Origin of the sequence: Deinococcus arboris, from assembly GCF_009755355.1 — a bacterium.
GTDB lineage: Bacteria > Deinococcota > Deinococci > Deinococcales > Deinococcaceae > Deinococcus > Deinococcus betulae.
This window is the reverse complement of sequence record NZ_WQLB01000007.1, coordinates 65,378-81,257: the sequence shown is the minus strand read 5'-3', so window position 1 is coordinate 81,257 and position 15,880 is coordinate 65,378. Positions and strand designations below refer to the sequence as shown.

15 protein-coding genes and 1 tRNA gene are annotated in these 15,880 nt (G+C 69.0%); 9 read left to right on the top strand and 7 right to left on the bottom strand.

What is annotated here, in order from left to right:
* Positions 1-42: 42 nt before the first annotated feature.
* Genes GO986_RS07135 through GO986_RS07120 form a run of 4 tightly spaced genes read left to right on the top strand, consistent with a single transcriptional unit; the run spans position 43 to position 3,784 of the window.
* Complete coding sequence (locus GO986_RS07135) at positions 43-1,311, top strand: NAD(P)/FAD-dependent oxidoreductase (RefSeq protein WP_157458595.1); 1,269 nt, start codon at positions 43-45, stop codon at positions 1,309-1,311.
* Positions 1,312-1,361: 50 nt separating this feature from the next.
* The gene (locus GO986_RS07130; protein WP_157458594.1) at positions 1,362-2,651 is read left to right on the top strand and encodes a hypothetical protein; all 1,290 of its coding nucleotides are present in this window, start codon (positions 1,362-1,364) and stop codon (positions 2,649-2,651) included.
* A 51-nt stretch (positions 2,652-2,702) separates the two neighbouring features.
* Positions 2,703-3,311 carry a VOC family protein gene (locus tag GO986_RS07125; protein WP_157458593.1) on the top strand — a complete coding sequence of 203 codons (609 nt, stop codon included), beginning with the start codon at positions 2,703-2,705 and terminating at the stop codon, positions 3,309-3,311.
* Complete coding sequence (locus GO986_RS07120; RefSeq protein ID WP_157458592.1) at positions 3,308-3,784, top strand: NUDIX domain-containing protein; 477 nt, start codon at positions 3,308-3,310, stop codon at positions 3,782-3,784. The genes GO986_RS07125 and GO986_RS07120 overlap by 4 nt, the downstream gene beginning before the upstream one ends.
* Here the strand turns inward: GO986_RS07120 and GO986_RS07115 are convergent.
* From GO986_RS07115 to plsY, 4 genes are all read right to left on the bottom strand, one after another.
* A complete protein-coding gene (locus GO986_RS07115) occupies positions 3,757-4,380 on the bottom strand; it encodes a rhomboid family intramembrane serine protease (protein WP_369409215.1) in 624 nt (207 codons plus the stop codon). The two genes, GO986_RS07120 and GO986_RS07115, sit on opposite strands and share 28 nt — an antisense overlap.
* Positions 4,381-4,462: 82 nt before the next feature.
* Positions 4,463-5,482, bottom strand: a complete 1,020-nt coding sequence (locus GO986_RS07110) for an aspartate-semialdehyde dehydrogenase (RefSeq protein ID WP_157458591.1) — start codon at positions 5,480-5,482, stop codon at positions 4,463-4,465.
* A gap of 324 nt (positions 5,483-5,806) precedes the next feature.
* A complete protein-coding gene (locus GO986_RS07105; protein ID WP_157458590.1) occupies positions 5,807-6,106 on the bottom strand; it encodes a hypothetical protein in 300 nt (99 codons plus the stop codon).
* A gap of 257 nt (positions 6,107-6,363) precedes the next feature.
* Positions 6,364-6,957, bottom strand: a complete 594-nt coding sequence (plsY, locus tag GO986_RS07100) for a glycerol-3-phosphate 1-O-acyltransferase PlsY (RefSeq protein WP_224576634.1) — start codon at positions 6,955-6,957, stop codon at positions 6,364-6,366.
* A 203-nt stretch (positions 6,958-7,160) separates the two neighbouring features.
* Here plsY and GO986_RS07095 point away from each other — a divergent pair.
* Both GO986_RS07095 and GO986_RS07090 read left to right on the top strand, forming a co-directional pair.
* Positions 7,161-7,250, top strand: a tRNA-Ser gene (locus GO986_RS07095).
* Positions 7,251-7,670: 420 nt separating this feature from the next.
* Positions 7,671-8,714: an alpha/beta hydrolase family protein gene (locus GO986_RS07090; protein WP_157458589.1), complete on the top strand. Its 1,044-nt coding sequence runs from the start codon at positions 7,671-7,673 to the stop codon at positions 8,712-8,714.
* 307 nt (positions 8,715-9,021) lie between these two features.
* Here GO986_RS07090 and GO986_RS07085 read toward each other — a convergent pair whose 3' ends face one another.
* Positions 9,022-10,188 (bottom strand): MFS transporter, encoded by a 1,167-nt coding sequence (locus tag GO986_RS07085; RefSeq protein ID WP_369409214.1) that lies wholly within the window; start codon positions 10,186-10,188, stop codon positions 9,022-9,024.
* Between the two features lie 15 nt (positions 10,189-10,203).
* Positions 10,204-10,626 carry a cobalamin B12-binding domain-containing protein gene (locus GO986_RS07080; protein WP_157458588.1) on the bottom strand — a complete coding sequence of 141 codons (423 nt, stop codon included), beginning with the start codon at positions 10,624-10,626 and terminating at the stop codon, positions 10,204-10,206.
* A 276-nt stretch (positions 10,627-10,902) separates the two neighbouring features.
* Here GO986_RS07080 and GO986_RS07075 point away from each other — a divergent pair, with 276 nt between their 5' ends.
* Positions 10,903-12,066 (top strand): META domain-containing protein, encoded by a 1,164-nt coding sequence (locus GO986_RS07075; RefSeq protein ID WP_157458587.1) that lies wholly within the window; start codon positions 10,903-10,905, stop codon positions 12,064-12,066.
* 389 nt (positions 12,067-12,455) lie between these two features.
* On the opposite strand, the gene gltX is transcribed toward GO986_RS07075, so the two are convergent.
* Positions 12,456-13,877: a glutamate--tRNA ligase gene (gltX, locus tag GO986_RS07070; RefSeq protein WP_198170471.1), complete on the bottom strand. Its 1,422-nt coding sequence runs from the start codon at positions 13,875-13,877 to the stop codon at positions 12,456-12,458.
* Between the two features lie 55 nt (positions 13,878-13,932).
* Between gltX and GO986_RS07065 the strand changes: the two genes are divergently transcribed.
* Entirely contained in the window at positions 13,933-14,466 is a 534-nt protein-coding gene (locus GO986_RS07065; RefSeq protein ID WP_157458585.1) for a flavin reductase family protein, read from the top strand.
* Complete coding sequence (locus GO986_RS23385; RefSeq protein WP_198170469.1) at positions 14,459-15,700, top strand: phosphotransferase; 1,242 nt, start codon at positions 14,459-14,461, stop codon at positions 15,698-15,700. The genes GO986_RS07065 and GO986_RS23385 overlap by 8 nt, the downstream gene beginning before the upstream one ends.
* The last annotated feature ends 180 nt before the right edge of the window (positions 15,701-15,880 follow it).

Here is a 15,880-nt window from a genome sequence, read left to right as displayed (position 1 = left end):
CGGCACTCGCGCCCGGCCCCCGCCGCCCTGTAGCCTGCGCCCATGCACGACGTTCTTGTCATTGGCGCGGGGCTGGCCGGATTGACCGCCGCGCGCGCGCTTACGCACGCCGGTCAGCGCGTGCGGGTTCTGGAGGCCGCGCCGCAGGTGGGGGGGCGCGTTCACTCGCGCGTGGTGGACGGCTTTACGCTGGACGCCGGGTATCAGGTGCTGTTTCCGGCCTACCCGGCGGCGCAGCGCTGGCTGAAGCTGGACACCCTGGGGCTCGTGCCTCTGCCGTCGGCCGCCGTGATTCGCCGGGGCGAGCGGGCCGATGTGGTGGGGTCGCCCTTCAGTGATCCCGGCGCCCTGGGCGGCACCCTGACCACGCGCGCCCTGGGCCTGGGCGATAAAGCGCGCGTGGCGGCCCTGGCCCTGCGCCTGCGCAGTCCGGCCCCCTGGACACTGCTGCGCGGCCCCGACGAGACCACCGAGGCCTACCTGCGCCGCTTCGGCTTCAGTGAGGCGGCGCTGGACCACTTCTTCCGGCCCTTTTTTGGCGGCATCTTCCTGCGCAGAGAGCTGGACACCAGCGCGCGGCTCTTTCGCTACTACTTCCGCATGCTGCTTGACGGCGGCGCGGCCCTGCCTGCCGCTGGCATGGGTGAGGTCAGCCGGCAACTGGCCCAGGGCCTGGACCTGAGCCTGGGGGTTCAGGCCCGGCGCCTGACGCCGCACGCGGCCTCGGTCACGGTGGAAACCAGTGCCGGCGACCTGGAGGCCCGCCACGTCATCGTGGCCACGGACCCCAGCAGCGCCGCGCAGCTGACGGGTGAAGCGGCGGCGGCGCGTGGCCACCTGAGCAGCACCTACCTGCACTACGCCGCCCCCGCGCCTCTGGACCGCGAGCGCCGCCTGCTGCTGAACGCTGGGCCGGGGCTTATTCAGAACGCGCACTGGCTTTCCAATGTCATTCCGGAGCGTGCCCCGGCCGGGGGTCACCTCCTGACCGTGACGGTGCTGGACCTACCCGACCTGGACGACGAGGCCCTGGACGCCCGCGTGCGCGGTGAACTGGCCCGCTGGTACGGCGCCGCTGGCGTGGCCACGCTGCGCCTGCTGCTCACCGAGCGCATCCGGCACGCGCAGTATCCCCAGCCGCCCGAATACGCCTCGACCCTTAGCGGGCACGCCACCCGCCTGCCCGGCGTGCTGCTGGCCGGTGAGGCCACCTCCATGAGCGGGATTCAGGGGGCGATGGAAAGCGGTGAAAAGGCCGCCGCTATCATCCTGGGTGACCCAGCCGGCATGAGCCGCCCGCGCGGAGCTTAAGGCGGTCAAATCTGTCCCACAGGCTTCTCATGTCGCGCTAGGGTGGGGCTATGCGCCGCTTGCTTCCCGCCCTGGCTGGTCTGACCCTGCTGCTGACCGCCTGCCCCAGACCCTTGACCCCCGAAGTGCCGATGACCGACCCGAAGATGCTCAGTGGCCGCTGGGCCGGGGAATTTGTGGTGCCCAGCCGGGTGTCGTCCGTGCGGGCTGGGGCGGGCGTGCTGTATGTCCTGCGGGCGTCGGCGGGTCAGGTGGTGGCGCTGGACGCCCGCACCGGCGGGGTGCTGGCGCGCGCCGCGCGGCCCCAGGCCCAGGCCATCGCCTACAGCCCCAGCGGCGCGCTGTATGTGCTGGGCGGCGGCAAGCTGACCGTGCATGACCCCCGCACGCTGGTCCAGACTGCGGCGCGCGACGTGCCGGGCTCTCACCTCAGCGTGGACGGCGAGGTGGCCTCAACGGACGCTTTCACCGCCAACGCCCGCGTGGGCACCGCCGACGGCAAGCCCCTGCCCACGTCCAACGAGCGCAAAATCCTGACCGACCGCAGCAGCGACGACGTGTGGTGGCTGAGTGAAGGCCGCGCCCTGCGGGCCAAAGACGGCCTGAGCAGTGGCGGCGCCAGTGGACACGGCAACCCCTGCGCCCTGACCAGCAATCTGGCGCCCACCAGCATTGAGAGTGCGGCGTTTGGCCCTCAAAGTGGCTCGGCGTACCTGCAGGGCTGGTCGGACGGCACCATCGAACTGCGCGCGGCCGACGGCGCGGTGCAGCGCACCTTCAAGGCGTCGGCCACCTGCTCGCCGGTGGTGGACCTGTACTCGGACGGGCGCACGGTGGTTTACGTCACGCGCGCCGGCGAAGCTGGGCAAATCAACGTGCAAACCGGCGAAGCCAGTGCGCCCCAGGCGCTGGGCAGCGCCATGAACCTGACCGTGACCCCTGAGGGCGTGAGCGCTGGCAGCGACCAGCAGCTCTACAGCTTCCGCCCCTGGGGAAGCGCGGCCTATGACTTGCCGGCCGAGCCGTCGGTGCCCGTCACGCTGAATGTCGTGGCCACCCGTGTCAGCAATGAAACCGCGGCCCTGACCGGCAGCGCATCGGTGGGCGGCCGGACCCTGACGGTCCAGGGCACCCTACGCGGCTCGGGAGTCCTGCTGGCCCAGACTTCGCCGGTGCCGTCTGGCCTATTCTTCTCCATCACCCTGCTGGACGGCGCCGCCGAAGCGGGCAGCCTGACTGGGACAAGCTTCTTGTACAGTTCGTCGCAGGGCCCGGCCTACCAGAGTACCCTCACCATGAAGGGCGGCGCCACTTTGCAGGGCGAACTGCGCCGCCCCTGAGGCGAGCCTGTCCTGGCCTGCCTGGGGTCAGGTTCCCTCTATCCTGGCGCTATGACGGCAACGCTGGATCATCTGGTGGTGGCGGCCCGCACGCTGGCCGAGGGCCGCGCGTGGCTGGAAGGTCGGCTGCATGTCCCCCTGGCGCCGGGCGGTGAGCATGACCTCTTTGGTACCCACAACGCCCTGCTGTCGCTGGGGCCGCAGGCGTACCTGGAGGTGATCGCCGTCAATCCGGCCGCGCCGTCACCTGGTCGTCCCCGCTGGTTTGGGCTGGACACGCCGGACATGCGCGCTCGCCTCGTGCATGGCCCGGCCCTGATTCATTGGGTGGCGGCAGTGGCCACGTTGCCGCCGAGGCCGGAGGTGCTGGCCCTGTCGCGCGGCGAGCACCGCTGGACGCTGACCGTGCCGGAAGACGGGGCCTTGCCCAGCGGCGGCGTGCAGCCGTCTCTGATCGCCTGGCAGACCCCGCCGCCCCCCACCCGCCTGCCCGACGCCGGGGTGCGTCTTCTGAGCCTGCATCTGGGCACCCCGACCCCCGACGCCCTGAGAGACACCCTGACGCGCCTGACGTTCAGCGGCGAGGTCGAAGTCTATGAGGCGCCTCAGCCCGAACTGCGGGCCGTGCTGGAGACACCACACGGTCTGGTCGAACTGTGACCCCTCGCCTGCCGCCGCCCGATGCGGGCCACTACCGCCGGCCACCTGGCGTCCCCGAGCGCCCCAGTGTGGGGGCGGTGGTGCTGCGCCCAGACGCGGCGGGCTGGCAGGTGGCGGTGGTCGTCGAGCCGGGGCCGTACCAGCAACTGCCCAAGGGTGGCCTGGAGGCCGGCGAAACGCCCGAAGCCGCCCTGCACCGCGAACTGCGTGAGGAGGCAGGGCTTCAGGCGGTGCGGCTGGTGAAGCACCTGGGCACCCTGGAGCGGCTGAACTATGTCAAAACCAAGTGGCAGGTCACGCGCTACTTTCTGGGCGTGACCCTGGAATCAGAGCCGGCGGCGCCGCTGGAACCGGGGTTTCGGTTGGAATGGCACCCGCTCGTCGCCTGTCCCCCTCTGTTCTGGCCGGAACAGGCCGCGCTGGTGGCGCAGGTGGCCACGGACCTTCAGCGCGGCGGTATCCAGGACCTTTGATCGGCGCGGGGTGGCCGGCGCCCGTGCAACAGCGCCGCCGCCAGCAGGCCCGCGACAAAGCCAAACAGGTGCGCTTCCCAGGACACCGCCGGATTCGAGGGCAACACGCCCCACAGCAGGCCGCCGTACAGCACGAAGGCAGAGGCGGCCACCAGCACGGCGCCCAGCGTGCGCTCCCACCAGCCCACCCCCAGCAGGTAGGCCAGCAGACCGAACACCAGCTCGCTGGCGCCCAGGTGAATGCTGTTCCCGCGCCCCAGCAGCCACACCAGCGCGCCGCCCACCACCACGATCAGCGCCAGCGCCGCCAGAAAACGGGCCGTGCCGCGCAGGGCGCTCATAAAGGCCAGCACCGCCAGCGGCACAGTGTTGCCCAGCAGGTGAGCAAAGCCTGCATGCAGAAAGGGCGCACTGAGGATGTGCCCCAGGGTCTCAGGCTCGCGCGGCACGATGCCGTACTGATCAAGGTCGCCGCCAAACACCACCAGATCGGTGACCTCCTGCACCCACAGGCCCGCAATCAGGGTGCCCGTCAGCGCGGCGGCGCGCAGCGGTGAGGGGCGGCGCGCCGGCGCCGTGGGAGCAGAGGAATGCACGCCCCCAGTCTAAAGAGGCCGCAGGGAAAACAGGAAGGAGGCCAGCACGGGAGCGGCCTCCCTTCCTGCGTGATGGACTGCGTTATACGCGCACTTTGGCCTTCAGTGCCCCCTTGGCGTGCAGGTATTCGGCAATCTGCACGGCATTCAGGGCCGCCCCCTTGAGCAGCTGGTCCCCCGCCACAAACAGGTCAATGCCGCCGTCAAACACCAGCGACTCGCGGATGCGGCCCACCTCCACGTCATATTTGCCGCTGGCGGTCAGGGGCATGGGATACAGCTTGTCCTCCGGCGCGTCCCGCACCTCGACACCGGCCGATCCCGCCAGCAGCTCGCGCACGGCCGCCGGTGTGGCAGGCCGCTCCAGGTCCAGGGTAATGGCCTCGCTGTGGGTGCGCTGGGTCGGAATCCGCACGGCGGTGCAGGAAATCTGGAGCGTATCGTCGCCCAGAATCTTGCGAGTCTCCCAGACCACCTTCATTTCCTCTTTGGTGTAGCCGTTGTCCTGAAAGGCGTCAATGTGCGGAATGACGTTAAAGGGAATGGGATGGGCGAAGACCTCGGCGCCCGCCTCTTTGCCGTGCAGCACTTTGTGGGTTTCGTTCAGCAGCTCATCCATGCCCTTGGCCCCGGCGCCGCTGGTGGCCTGGTAGGTGCTGACAATCATGCGCCGCACGCCGTAGGCGCGGTGAATGGGGGCGACCGCCACCACGGCAATCGCGGTGGTGCAGTTGGGGTTGGCGATAATGCCCTGGTGGGCCAGCGCGGCGTCCCCGTTGACTTCGGGCACCACCAGCGGCACGCCAGCGTCGTAGCGGAAGGCGCTGGAGTTATCAATCACCAGGGCGCCGCCCGCCACCCAGGCGGGCGCCAGGGCCTTGCTGACGCTGCCGCCCGCCGAGGCCAGCACGACATCGGCGTCAATGGGACCTTCGGGGGTGACCTGCACCGTCAGGGCCTGGTCCCGGAACGTCAGGGTGCTGCCCGCCGAACGGGGCGAGGCGAACAGCAGCAGCTCGTCGATAGGCAGGCTGCTGTGCTCCAGTACCTTCAGAAGTTCGTGGCCGACCGCTCCGGTTGCTCCAACAATCGCTACGCGCATACGCACCCCTCCTGGCAACTCTTTACAAAAAACCGCCCCGCGTGTCTCGCAGGGCGGCCGTCCTCACAGACACCGCCCTTACGTGGTCGTGGTCACCGTGGGGGCGTTCATGCGCCTCAGGGTAGGGGGTTGGGGGGGTGGGGTCAAGCGGGGGGGCAGGGGAGGCCACTAGCAGGAGGCGGGACGCAGGCCAGCAGATTCACGGGGCAGGCGTGCTGCAATCCTCCGCTCTCTGTCAGAGGGTCAGGCCTCAGGTGAGGCTGATGGGGCCACTGTTGATGGCCGCTCAGCAGGCGAAGGGCGCCGCGTCCCGCTGCCTTGCGGTCACCGCTTTTTCTTCAGAAATCCCAGCCAGCCGGCGCGTTCAGGTTTCCGGGCCGGCGCAAAATCTTCCATGCGAATCTCGGCCTCGGGGTGCGGAGCGGCTTCCCAGCCGTAGGCGGTGGCGATCAGGCCGCCCAGGCGTCCGGCGGCGTACAGGGCGTGTTCGCGCTCCTGCTCGTCCGTAACGGCGCGCGGGTCGGCCAGGGCCTGCAGCATCGCCTGTAAGCTCTCGTCCTCGCAGTCCCACTGGCCCTGCGTAAATACCGCTTCTTTGCCGTATACCCGAATCCTGGCCGACATGTTCCCCCTGCATCTGCGCCGCCCTGCCCGGCGCCCCTGTTGTTTTGACCCAGCCAGCATAGCGCAGGCCAGGACGGGACGGCCAGGCGGTCAACAGCTCAGGGTGCCACGCTGTTTCTAGGGTGGTCTGGGGCTTCAGTTAGGTGGCGCAACCAGAAGGCAGGGCAACCTCGGCATGTGGCCGCAGTGGGCGGCAGCCACAAGCCGTGCAACCCATCGGGACCCCTGCTCCGAAGAGTCGTTGCTAACTTCTGCTTTCAGACCTTCTCGCCGAAGCGCCGCTCGGTGCCGGCCTGCAACTTGCGGATGTTCTCGCGGTGCTGCCAGGCCATCAGCAGGGCCAGGGCGGCGAAGACCAGCGCCAGCCAGGGCGGCCCCACCAGCGCGGCGCTCAGGGCAGCGGCGGCGGCGGCCAGCAGACTGCCGGCCGAGACTAGCCGCGTGAGCCCGACTGTCAGGAAAAAGATGGGCGCCGCGAAGGCCAGACCTGCCACTGGCAGCAGGGCGGTCATGGTGCCAAAAGTGGTGGCCACGCCCTTGCCACCCCGGAACCCCAGAAAGGGGCTGAAGTTGTGGCCGATCACAGCGGCCATCCCGCACGCCGCCATGACAGGCAGCCCCAGCCCCAGCCAGGCCGCGCCCCAGACCGCCAGCGCGCCTTTCAGGATGTCGAACAGGGCGACCAAGAGGGCCGGGCCATTGCCCAGCGACCGCTGCACATTGGTGGCGCCGCTGTTGCCGCTGCCCACCTTGCGAATATCCACGCCGCGCGTGCGGGCCACCCAGGCCGCCGCCGGCACCGAGCCGACGAGGTAGGACGCGAGTACCGTCAGCACGGCCAGCAAAGTCACGCCCGCATCATAGGTGAACCGGGCAGGCAGGCGTCCAGGGCCGGGCAGGTCTGGGAGAGGTGGCCCCTGCCGTCGGGGGAGAGGAGCGGACCCGCCCCTCTGGTCAGAAACCACGTCTGAGATAAGGTTGACCCAGTTTTCCCGTCGCTGGCACGGCTTTCGGGTTGCATTCCGCCCCGGCACCCGCTAGATTGTCTGCCGCTGGAACGGTGTCCGAGTGGTTGAAGGAGCACGCCTGGAAAGCGTGTATAGGTGCAAGCTTATCGAGGGTTCGAATCCCTCCCGTTCCGCCAGGCCCGGCCGGAACCTCTGCCCAGAGGTTCCGGCTTTTTTGGGTCGGCCGCTTGGGCTGCTGATTGAACTTCAGGGGCTGGTATTCGGGGCGCGGGTGGAGTACGGTGCGGCCCGCACACACAACCGAACCCCTGTGCCGGAAGACCGCTTCCGGCGGCTGCCTTGCTCTTTCGGAGGTCCTCATGCCTGCCTAACTGTCCCGCTCCGCGTCGGCGCTGCTGCTCGGCAGTCTGCTGGCGGCCTGCACTTCTGCGCCTTCGCCTGCTCTGACCCCGGATCCCGCCATTCCGGCGGGCTTCAGTGAGGCGCAACTGGCCCTGACGGCCCTGGGGTCAGGCAGCAGCCCCCTGAGCGCCCAGGCGGCGGCCTGTCCCACCCGGCTGGCGCTCCCGTTCGGGGCTTCTGGGCTGGATATAGGGGTGTACTGGTACTCGAAGGCCGAGAGCGGGGCTCCGGGCGGCGTGGGCTGCAAGGCCCGGACAGACGGCGGCGCCATCGCGGGGTATTACGACCCGTCCCGGCCCGTCATGATCTTTGTTCACGGCTGGCAGGACGGCAACACCAAGGCTGGCAAGCGCGACAGCTTTTACTTCAGCGAGGCGGGTCAGAGCGTGGCCGACGCCTGGATTCAGGCGGGCTGGAACGTGGCGCTGTACCACTGGACCCAGCTGGCCGACGATGAAGGCACAGTCGCCGTGCCCTATCACGCCCAGGCCAAAATCTGGACGCCGACCTACAGCTACCGCGACGCGCTGGGCCGCACCCAGACCATCAACATGCGTTACCGCCAGCCGGACGGCAGTTACACCCAGGCCGGGATGCCCACGGTCAGCGCTGGGGGACTTTTCTACTCGGCTTACAAGAGCGCCCTATCAGCCTGGACGTACAGCGGCCCCGAGCGCGTGCGGGTGATGGGGCACTCGCTGGGGGCGCAGATGGCGCTGGTCCTGGCCGACCAGGCGTACGGCGACCCCACCCTGCCTGCCGTCAGGCGGCCGGGCCGCGTCATTCTGGCCGACCCGTTCTGGTCGCCTGCCAGCCCAGGTGGTGGCCACAGCTACGCTTACCTGAGTCCTGATGCCACTCCAGCGGCCCGCAGCGCCCGCATTGCCCAGACCCTAAAGGCCAGCGGCGTGGCCGTGGAATGGATCAAGAGCAGTCGCCTGCTGGACCTGGGCGGCGACAACAACCTGCAGATGGCCCGGTTTGTCAGCCGCACCGAGATCTTCCCCGAATACATCTTCGACCTGAACCCTGCCAGCGGCCTGGCCCGCAAGCATGGCGTGGCCCCGCGCTGGTACATGTGGACCCGTTCTTTTGCGCCCGGCGGCGCCGTGAGCGCGGCCAACACCCAGGCGGCAGCCGCCGCCCGCATGAATAGCGGCGTCCGTTACGACCAGCAGAGCGGCAAGGGCACGGTGACGCCGGGAGACGACACCTTCGCCAGTGCGCCCAATCCGTAAAAGCTGTAGGTGGTGAGTGGGCACAGCAGGGAAAGCGAGTTGGGGCGCGAGGGTGTTCCAGAGGGGTTGACGCCAGACCTCGTCAAGGCGTCACCAGGGGAGAGGGTGGGCAGCAGAGGTGAGGAATCCCAAAGTGGTGAGAGGCGTGCCGTTTTTTGCACGCCTCCCACTGCTCACAGAGATTCTCTCTCTCACGCCTGTGAACTGGTAGACCAGTGTTCTTCCAGTTCACGGCGCCACCTTATCGGCCTCGCTCCTTTCTGCCCGGATTAGGCCGTCTATGCGGCTGGTGGGGTCAGCGCCTGTCTCACTGACCTTTGACCCGCCACGCGCTGACCAGCAGCAGGCCGGGCAGGAACGCGCAGGTCAGGGCCAGAGCAGGAAAGCCGAAGCGGGCAATCACGGCGCCGCCCAGCAGGGTGCCCGCGCCGGCCGCCACATAGCTCAGGCCGTCTGTCACGCCCTGAGCGGCGGGAAAACGGGTCAGGGCTTTGCTGCCCGCCACGAAAGCCAGGTTCCAGCCCAGGCCCAGCACAAACATGCTGACCGCCAGCCAGGCCGTGCCGTGCAGGGGCGCGGTCAGGGCCGCCGCCGCCAGCAGCGCCGCGCCGCCCAGGTAGCCAAAGCGCAGGCCGTAGCGGTCCAGGGCCGGTCCCGTCAGCCAGCCAAAACCGAACATGCCCAGAATGTGCCCGCTGATCAGCGCGGCCACCCCGGCATGTTCCAGGCCCATGTGGTGCGCGCGCAGCGGCGTCAGGCTCATCAGGGTAACCATCAGCCCCTGGGCGGTGGCCAGCGCCAGGGCAGTGGATTTCACGCCCGGAATGGCAAACGCCGCGCGCAGACTCAGGCGGGCTTGCGACGCGCTGACAGGCGCCCGCAGCGGCTGCCAGGTCTGAATGAGCAGCGCGGCCAGCCCCAGCAGGGCGGCGCCCACCAGCCAGCCGGCCAGTTCGGGGGTGCTGCCCAGGGCGCTCCCCAGCGCTTCAATGGGCCGCGCCAGGCCGGTCATCAGAAAAGAGCCGGCCACGCTCATGAGCATCAGGGTTCCCAGGGCGGTGCCCCGGTGGGCGTCGGGAACGCTCTCGGCCACGGCGTAGCGCGCCTGCTGGTAGCCCCCCTGCGCCGCGCCCACCAGCGCCGCCCCCAGCAAAAAGATGGGCAGCAGGCCCGCACGCGCTCCCACAAACCCAACCACAGCGCCCACGGCGCCCAGCACGAACGCCGCACTCAAGCCTGTGCGGCGGCCTGCGCGCAGCATCCACGCGCCGAAGAAACCCGCCGAGAGGGCGGCGGCCGCGCTAATCAGGGTGGCGGGCAGCCCCGCCAGACCCTCATGCCCCAGCCCACTCATGATGAGGCTGGACAGCACCGTGCTGACGGTCGTGGCCCCGGTGGCCAGGGCCTGCGCTGTATACAGCGGGGCCAGGCGACTGAAGGTCAGAGGCTCGGTGCGCCCGGCCGCGTCACTCACGGGCGCGGGCGGGGGTCACGCCTCGCCCTGGGCCTGCCAGCGGGCCTGCACCGCGCCGCGCAGGTAGGCCGCCGCGTCCTCGGTGCTGGCGCCGGGCGTAAAGACGCGCCCTACCCCCAGTTCCTGCAGCGTGGGCAGGTCCTGGTCAGGGATAATGCCGCCCCCAAACACGATGATGTCCTCGGCCTGCCGCTCTCTAAGCAGGCCCATGACCTCGCGGAAATAGTGCATGTGCGCCCCTGACAGCACGCTCAGGCCAATGGCGTCCACGTCTTCTTGTACGGCGGCATTCACAATCATTTCGGCGGTCTGGCGCAGGCCGGTGTAAATCACTTCCATCCCAGCGTCACGCAGGGCGCGCGCCACCACCTTGGCACCTCTGTCGTGGCCGTCCATGCCCGGCTTGGCAATCAGCACCCGAATGCGGCGGTCTTCCATACGTTCCTCCTGCAGTCCCCGCTCCTAACGAGCGTTTGCCTGCATTGTACGCGGTGGGCGGCCCAGAAGGCAGGCTGCCCCTGGACGCCACTTACAGCAGAACCTAGAGGGGCCAAGGGGTGTCGCCCCTGGCCGCCCTGGAGCGAACGAAGTAAGGCCCTGCCATGTGCAGCCGCGTGGGCAGAATTGAGGGTTACGCTGTGACTTCCAAGGTGGAGCAGGCCGCCGCTGTCAGCTCATCACGCCGCCATCAGGCCAGGGGTGTACAACCAGGCCATGCGCGCGCTGCTGACTGTCCTTCCTCTGGCTGCTTCTCTGACCCTGGCGGTGCTGGGTACCGCCGCCGCTTCTCCGGTGGGCACCACCTGGACGCTGCAAAGCATCCAGGTGCCAGGGGGGGTGCCCATCACGCCCGGCCCGGCCCTGGCGCGGCCCACCCTGCGCCTGGAGACCAGCGGCGCGGCGCTGCGGGTGTCGGGCAGCACCGGTTGCAGTCCCCTGACCGGCGCCGGCACCCTCAAAGGTCAGGCGCTGCTGCTGCGTGGGCTTCAGGGCGGCAGCAGCGCGACCTGTCCCGACGCCGCCCTGAGCCTGCGCGAGGATTACCTGAGCCTGCTGGCCCGCACCACCCGCTTTGAGCAGAGCGGCAGTACCCTGACCCTGGTGGCCGGTGGTGGCCTCCTGACTTTCACCGGAGGCGCCGTGACCTCATCTTCCGCCGCTGCCGCCCTGGACGGCAGCTATGTGGCCCGCCGCCTGATCCTGGGCGGTCAGGACGTGCCCCTGCTCGGCCTGCTGGGGCTGACCGTGAGCGGCCCCCAGCTGGCGGTCACGGGCGTGGTGGGCTGCAACACCCTGCGCGCAGCGGGCACCCGCCTGGGCAGTGGACAGTTTCAGTTCGTGGCGCTGGCGGGCACCCGCATGCTGTGTTCGGCCCCACAGGCCCAGGCTGAGCAGGCGCTGACCACCTTGCTGCGTGGCCCCCTGACGCCCGCGCTGAGCGGCACTACCCTGACCCTAACCGGCGCCGCTGGCACCCTGACCCTGACCCGCAGCGCGACCGGCGCGGGGCCTGTCAGCCCTGCCCCGGTTAGCCCGGCGCCCGTGACGCCGCCCGCCGCCCCAGCCGTCAGCGGCACCTACCGCCTGAAGCTGCTGGATGGTCAGGCGGCGCCCCCCACCTTTCGCCCCGTGACCCTGACCCTGGACGGGGGCCGGGTAGGCGGCACCGACGGCTGCAATTCATTAGGCGGCGCCTACAGCTTAAAAGGCGGGCGCCTGCTGGTAGACGGCCCGCTGATCAGCACCCGCATGATGTGCCCCGAGGACCAGACGCTGCCGCTGCTGAGCGCTCTGGAGGGGGGACCGACCCTTCGTGTCAGCGGCCGAACCCTAACCCTGAGCGCCGAGGAGCAGACCTGGGTGTTCGAGAAGGAGTAAACAGAACTCTCAGTAGGTGCTGTTGTAACCCAGCGGTAACAGTGGCCTTCAGTTTCACAGAAGCATCTGTTCGTGAGGTTCACTCGCTTCAGTAAGAGTTGCCCTCGACCGCACTGAGAACCACTCCCAGAGAGTCTGCGATTCAAGCCGAGTGGAAAGGGAGACACCCAGCGGCAGAAGGCGGTGTGTACCCGCTGTTCGGGTCTGGGCAGAAGTGGCGGTAAGTCGCTACTGAGCCTGCTGGTACAAAAAACGGGCGGCACCAGAGAGCAGAAAGGCGGGTCGGTAGAGGCGCTGACTCGCCCCGATATCAGCAGGAGTCACCTCTTGCCGTACATGTTGAAGGGCGGGCCACATCAGCGCCCGCCCCTCTGCTGTGCCCGTGCGCCTTACCGCGCGGCCCGTTCCACGCGCGCCACCACCCGCGCCTGGCCCAATGTGGCCAGCAGCTCGGGCAGATCGGGGCTTTCCAGGGTGCCGGCCACCGCCGCGCGCACCGGGGGCATCACCTTGCCCAGCTTCAGGCCGCGCTCTTCAGCGAAGCCCTGGAAGGCGGCCTTGATACTGGCCGCATCGAAGCTGGGGAGGTTCTTCAGGCGCGCGGCCAGATCGGGCAGGAGTTCCTTTGCGCCGTCCACGGCCGCCTGCGCCTTCTCGGTGACGGGGTACTCCTCGCTCCAGAAGTACGGCGTCTTGTCCAGAAATTCGCTGAAGACCTCAATGCGCGGGGTCATCAGGCGGGTCACGGCGCGCAAATAGTCGTCCAGGGGCAATTCGGCTTTCTGTCCGGCCAGAAAAGCGTGCAGGCGGCGGGCCACCTCGTCCTCCCCCAGCACCTCGCGCAGGTATTTGCCGTTGTACCAGCGCAGCTTGTCCAGGCTGAAGACGGGGCCGCCCAGCGTCACGTCTTCTAGCTTGAACACCCGCTGAAATTCGGCCAGGTCAAAGACTTCCAGGCCGTCCGGGTGGGTCCAGCCCATCGTGGCCAGAAAGTTCAGCATGGCCTCCGGCAAAAAGCCCTGGTCCATGTACCACTCCACGCTGGTGGGGTTCTTGCGCTTGCTGATTTTGGATTTGTCGGCGTTGCGCAGCAGGGGCATGTGGGCCCAGACGGGCTCGGGCCAGCCGAAGGCGCGGTACAGCAGCACGTGAATGGGGGTAGAGGTAATCCATTCTTCGGCGCGCACCACCTGGGTCACGCCCATCAGCCGGTCATCGACCACGTTGGCCAGGTGGTAGGTGGGAAAGCCGTCGGCCTTGAGTAGCACCTTGTCGTCAATCTCGCGGTTCTGAAAGTGAATGGGGTCGCGCAGCTGGTCGTTGACGACGGTTTCGCCCTCGCGCGGCACTTTCAGGCGAATTACGGCCGCCTCCCCGGCCTCTACGCGGCGCTCCGCTTCGGCGGGATCCAGGTCGCGGCTGGGCACGGCGATCACGCGGCCCTCCTGCTGGGCGGCTTCTCGCAGGGTGCCCAGTTCCTCGGGGGTTTCAAAGGCGTAGTAGGCGTGGCCCGAGGCGACGAGCTGCCGGGCATAGTCGCCGTACAGGTCAAACCTCTCCGACTGGCGGTAAGGCCCATGCTCGCCGCCTTGCAGGGGCGACTCATCGGGGGTCAGGCCCAGCCACTGCATCATCTGAAAGATGCGTTTTTCACTGTCCGGCACGTAGCGGCCCCGGTCGGTGTCCTCAATGCGCAGGATGAACTTGCCGCCGCCCTGACGCGCCAGGGTGTAATTGAAAAGGCCAATGTACGCGGTGCCCACATGGGGGTCGCCGGTGGGGCTGGGGGCAATACGGGTCACGACAGACATGGGGCACAGCATACGGGGCGGCGTGCAGCGCGGAGGGCCGCTATCCTCATGGGCGATGCTGCGCGAACGCACAGACCGCTTTTTCGGCTACTACCCCGGCACCGTGGCCCTGGTGACCGCCGTGCATGACGGCGTGCGCAACGTGATGGCGGCGGGCTGGCACACCGCCCTGAGCGCTGAACCGCCGCTGTACGGGGTCGCGGTGGGCCGGGCGCGGGCCACCCACCCCCTGATTGAGGCCAGCGGCCGGTTTGGGGTGAACTTCCTGCCGTACAGCCGGGCGGGCGCGGTGCAGGGCAGCGGCGTGTACAGCCTGCACGGGGGCCACGACAAGCACGCACTGCTGAGTCTGCCCACCCTGCCCGGTGAGCCGCTGGCGCTGGCGGGCGCCTACCTGCACTACACCTGCACCCTGAGCGCGGTGCTGCCCACCGGCGACCACGACCTGATGGTGGGTCAGGTGCAGGCCGTCCACTACGACCCTGACGCCTACGACGACCAGGGCCTGCTGGTGGCACAGCCCGCCATTTATCTGGGGCGCAGCCTGTACACGACCACGGCCGAGGCCCGCACACAGCACGGTGGCTGAGGCGCCGCTGCGGCGTGAAGTGGCCCTCTGGCACCCCGACGGGCGGCGGGTCTGGCGCACGGCGGCGGGGGACTGGCCAGCGGTGAGCCTGGATGCTGGGCAACCGTTGGAGGCGGCGCTACGAGCAACGTTCGGTGAGATCTGGCCCCTCCACGACGGCGGGCATCTGTTCGGACAAGCGGGTCTCATCCATGCCCAGGCGCTCAATGATGGCCTGTGGTCTGGTGAAGGCGCCTGGAGCGAGGTCCAGCCGGGCCCCATCCCTCATGCCCGCCCCTGGCAGCGCCCCGGCTGGCCGGCGCAGGTGAATGCTCTGGCTGATGGGCTCCTGAAGACCGTCGGCCTGACGCGGCAGGGCGAGGTCGAGTGGCACAGCGCCCATGACCTGACCGCCACCAACACGGTTCCAACCGAGGCGGGCCGGGCCTGGTTGAAGGTCTGTGAAACTGGGCAGGAGGCGGCCCTGAGTGCCCACCTGGGCGCGTGTCACCCTGGCCTCCTGCCGCCAGTCCTGGCCGCCGACCCGGCCCGGTGTGCCCTGCTGACCCTGGACGGCGGTGAGTTACTCGACAGCGCAGCTGACCCACAGGCCTGGACACAGGCCCTGGAACGCCTGGCCGGGTTTCAGCGCAGCGCCGACGCGGCGGCCCTGGCTGGGCTGGGCGCGCCGGGCTTCCCCCTGACTGAAATGGCTGAGTGTGTGGACGCCCTGCTGGGCGAGACCGCCGCACTCCACACCTGGGGCCTGGCGGCCGAGACCCTGACCACCCTGCAAGATGCGCGCCCCCGCATCCGCGCCGCGTTCAGCGACCTGCACGGTCACGGCCTGCCCAACCTGCCCGCCCACGGCGACGCCCACCCGCGCAATGCTCTGTACAGCCCGGCGCGCGGCGCGGTCTGGTTTGACTGGAGCGAGGCGGCCAGCGCCGCCCACCCCTTTATGGACGCCGGGTGGTTTCTGGCCTTCGCGCTGCATCCCAGCCGCGAGGGGCTGCCGGTTCGTCAGGCGGGGCCCGACCTGCCCCAGCGGCTGGTCACGGCCTATCTGCGTGCCCTGGGGGCACCCGACGCCGCGCCGCTGCTCTGGCAGGCACTGCCCCTGGCCCTGCTGCACCGGGCCGCGGTCTATGACCGCACCTTCCGCACCTGGACAGGTACGGTGCCGGGCGTGCGGCCCAATTACACGCCCTACTATTTGCGGCTGGCCGCGCGCGAAGTGGCCCGGCTCACCTAGAGCAGTCTTCAGTGCGCTTGAGGGTCACCCTCAAACACACTGAGAGCGGGGGCCTGTCAAGGACGGCAGGCTTATGAAATGGACTGGTGTCTCGTTGCCCTGGGGGTGCAGGGGAACTCTGTTGGAGGCGCCGGGGTCCTCGTTGCGGGCAGCCGGTTGAGCTGATTCAGGGTGGCGACA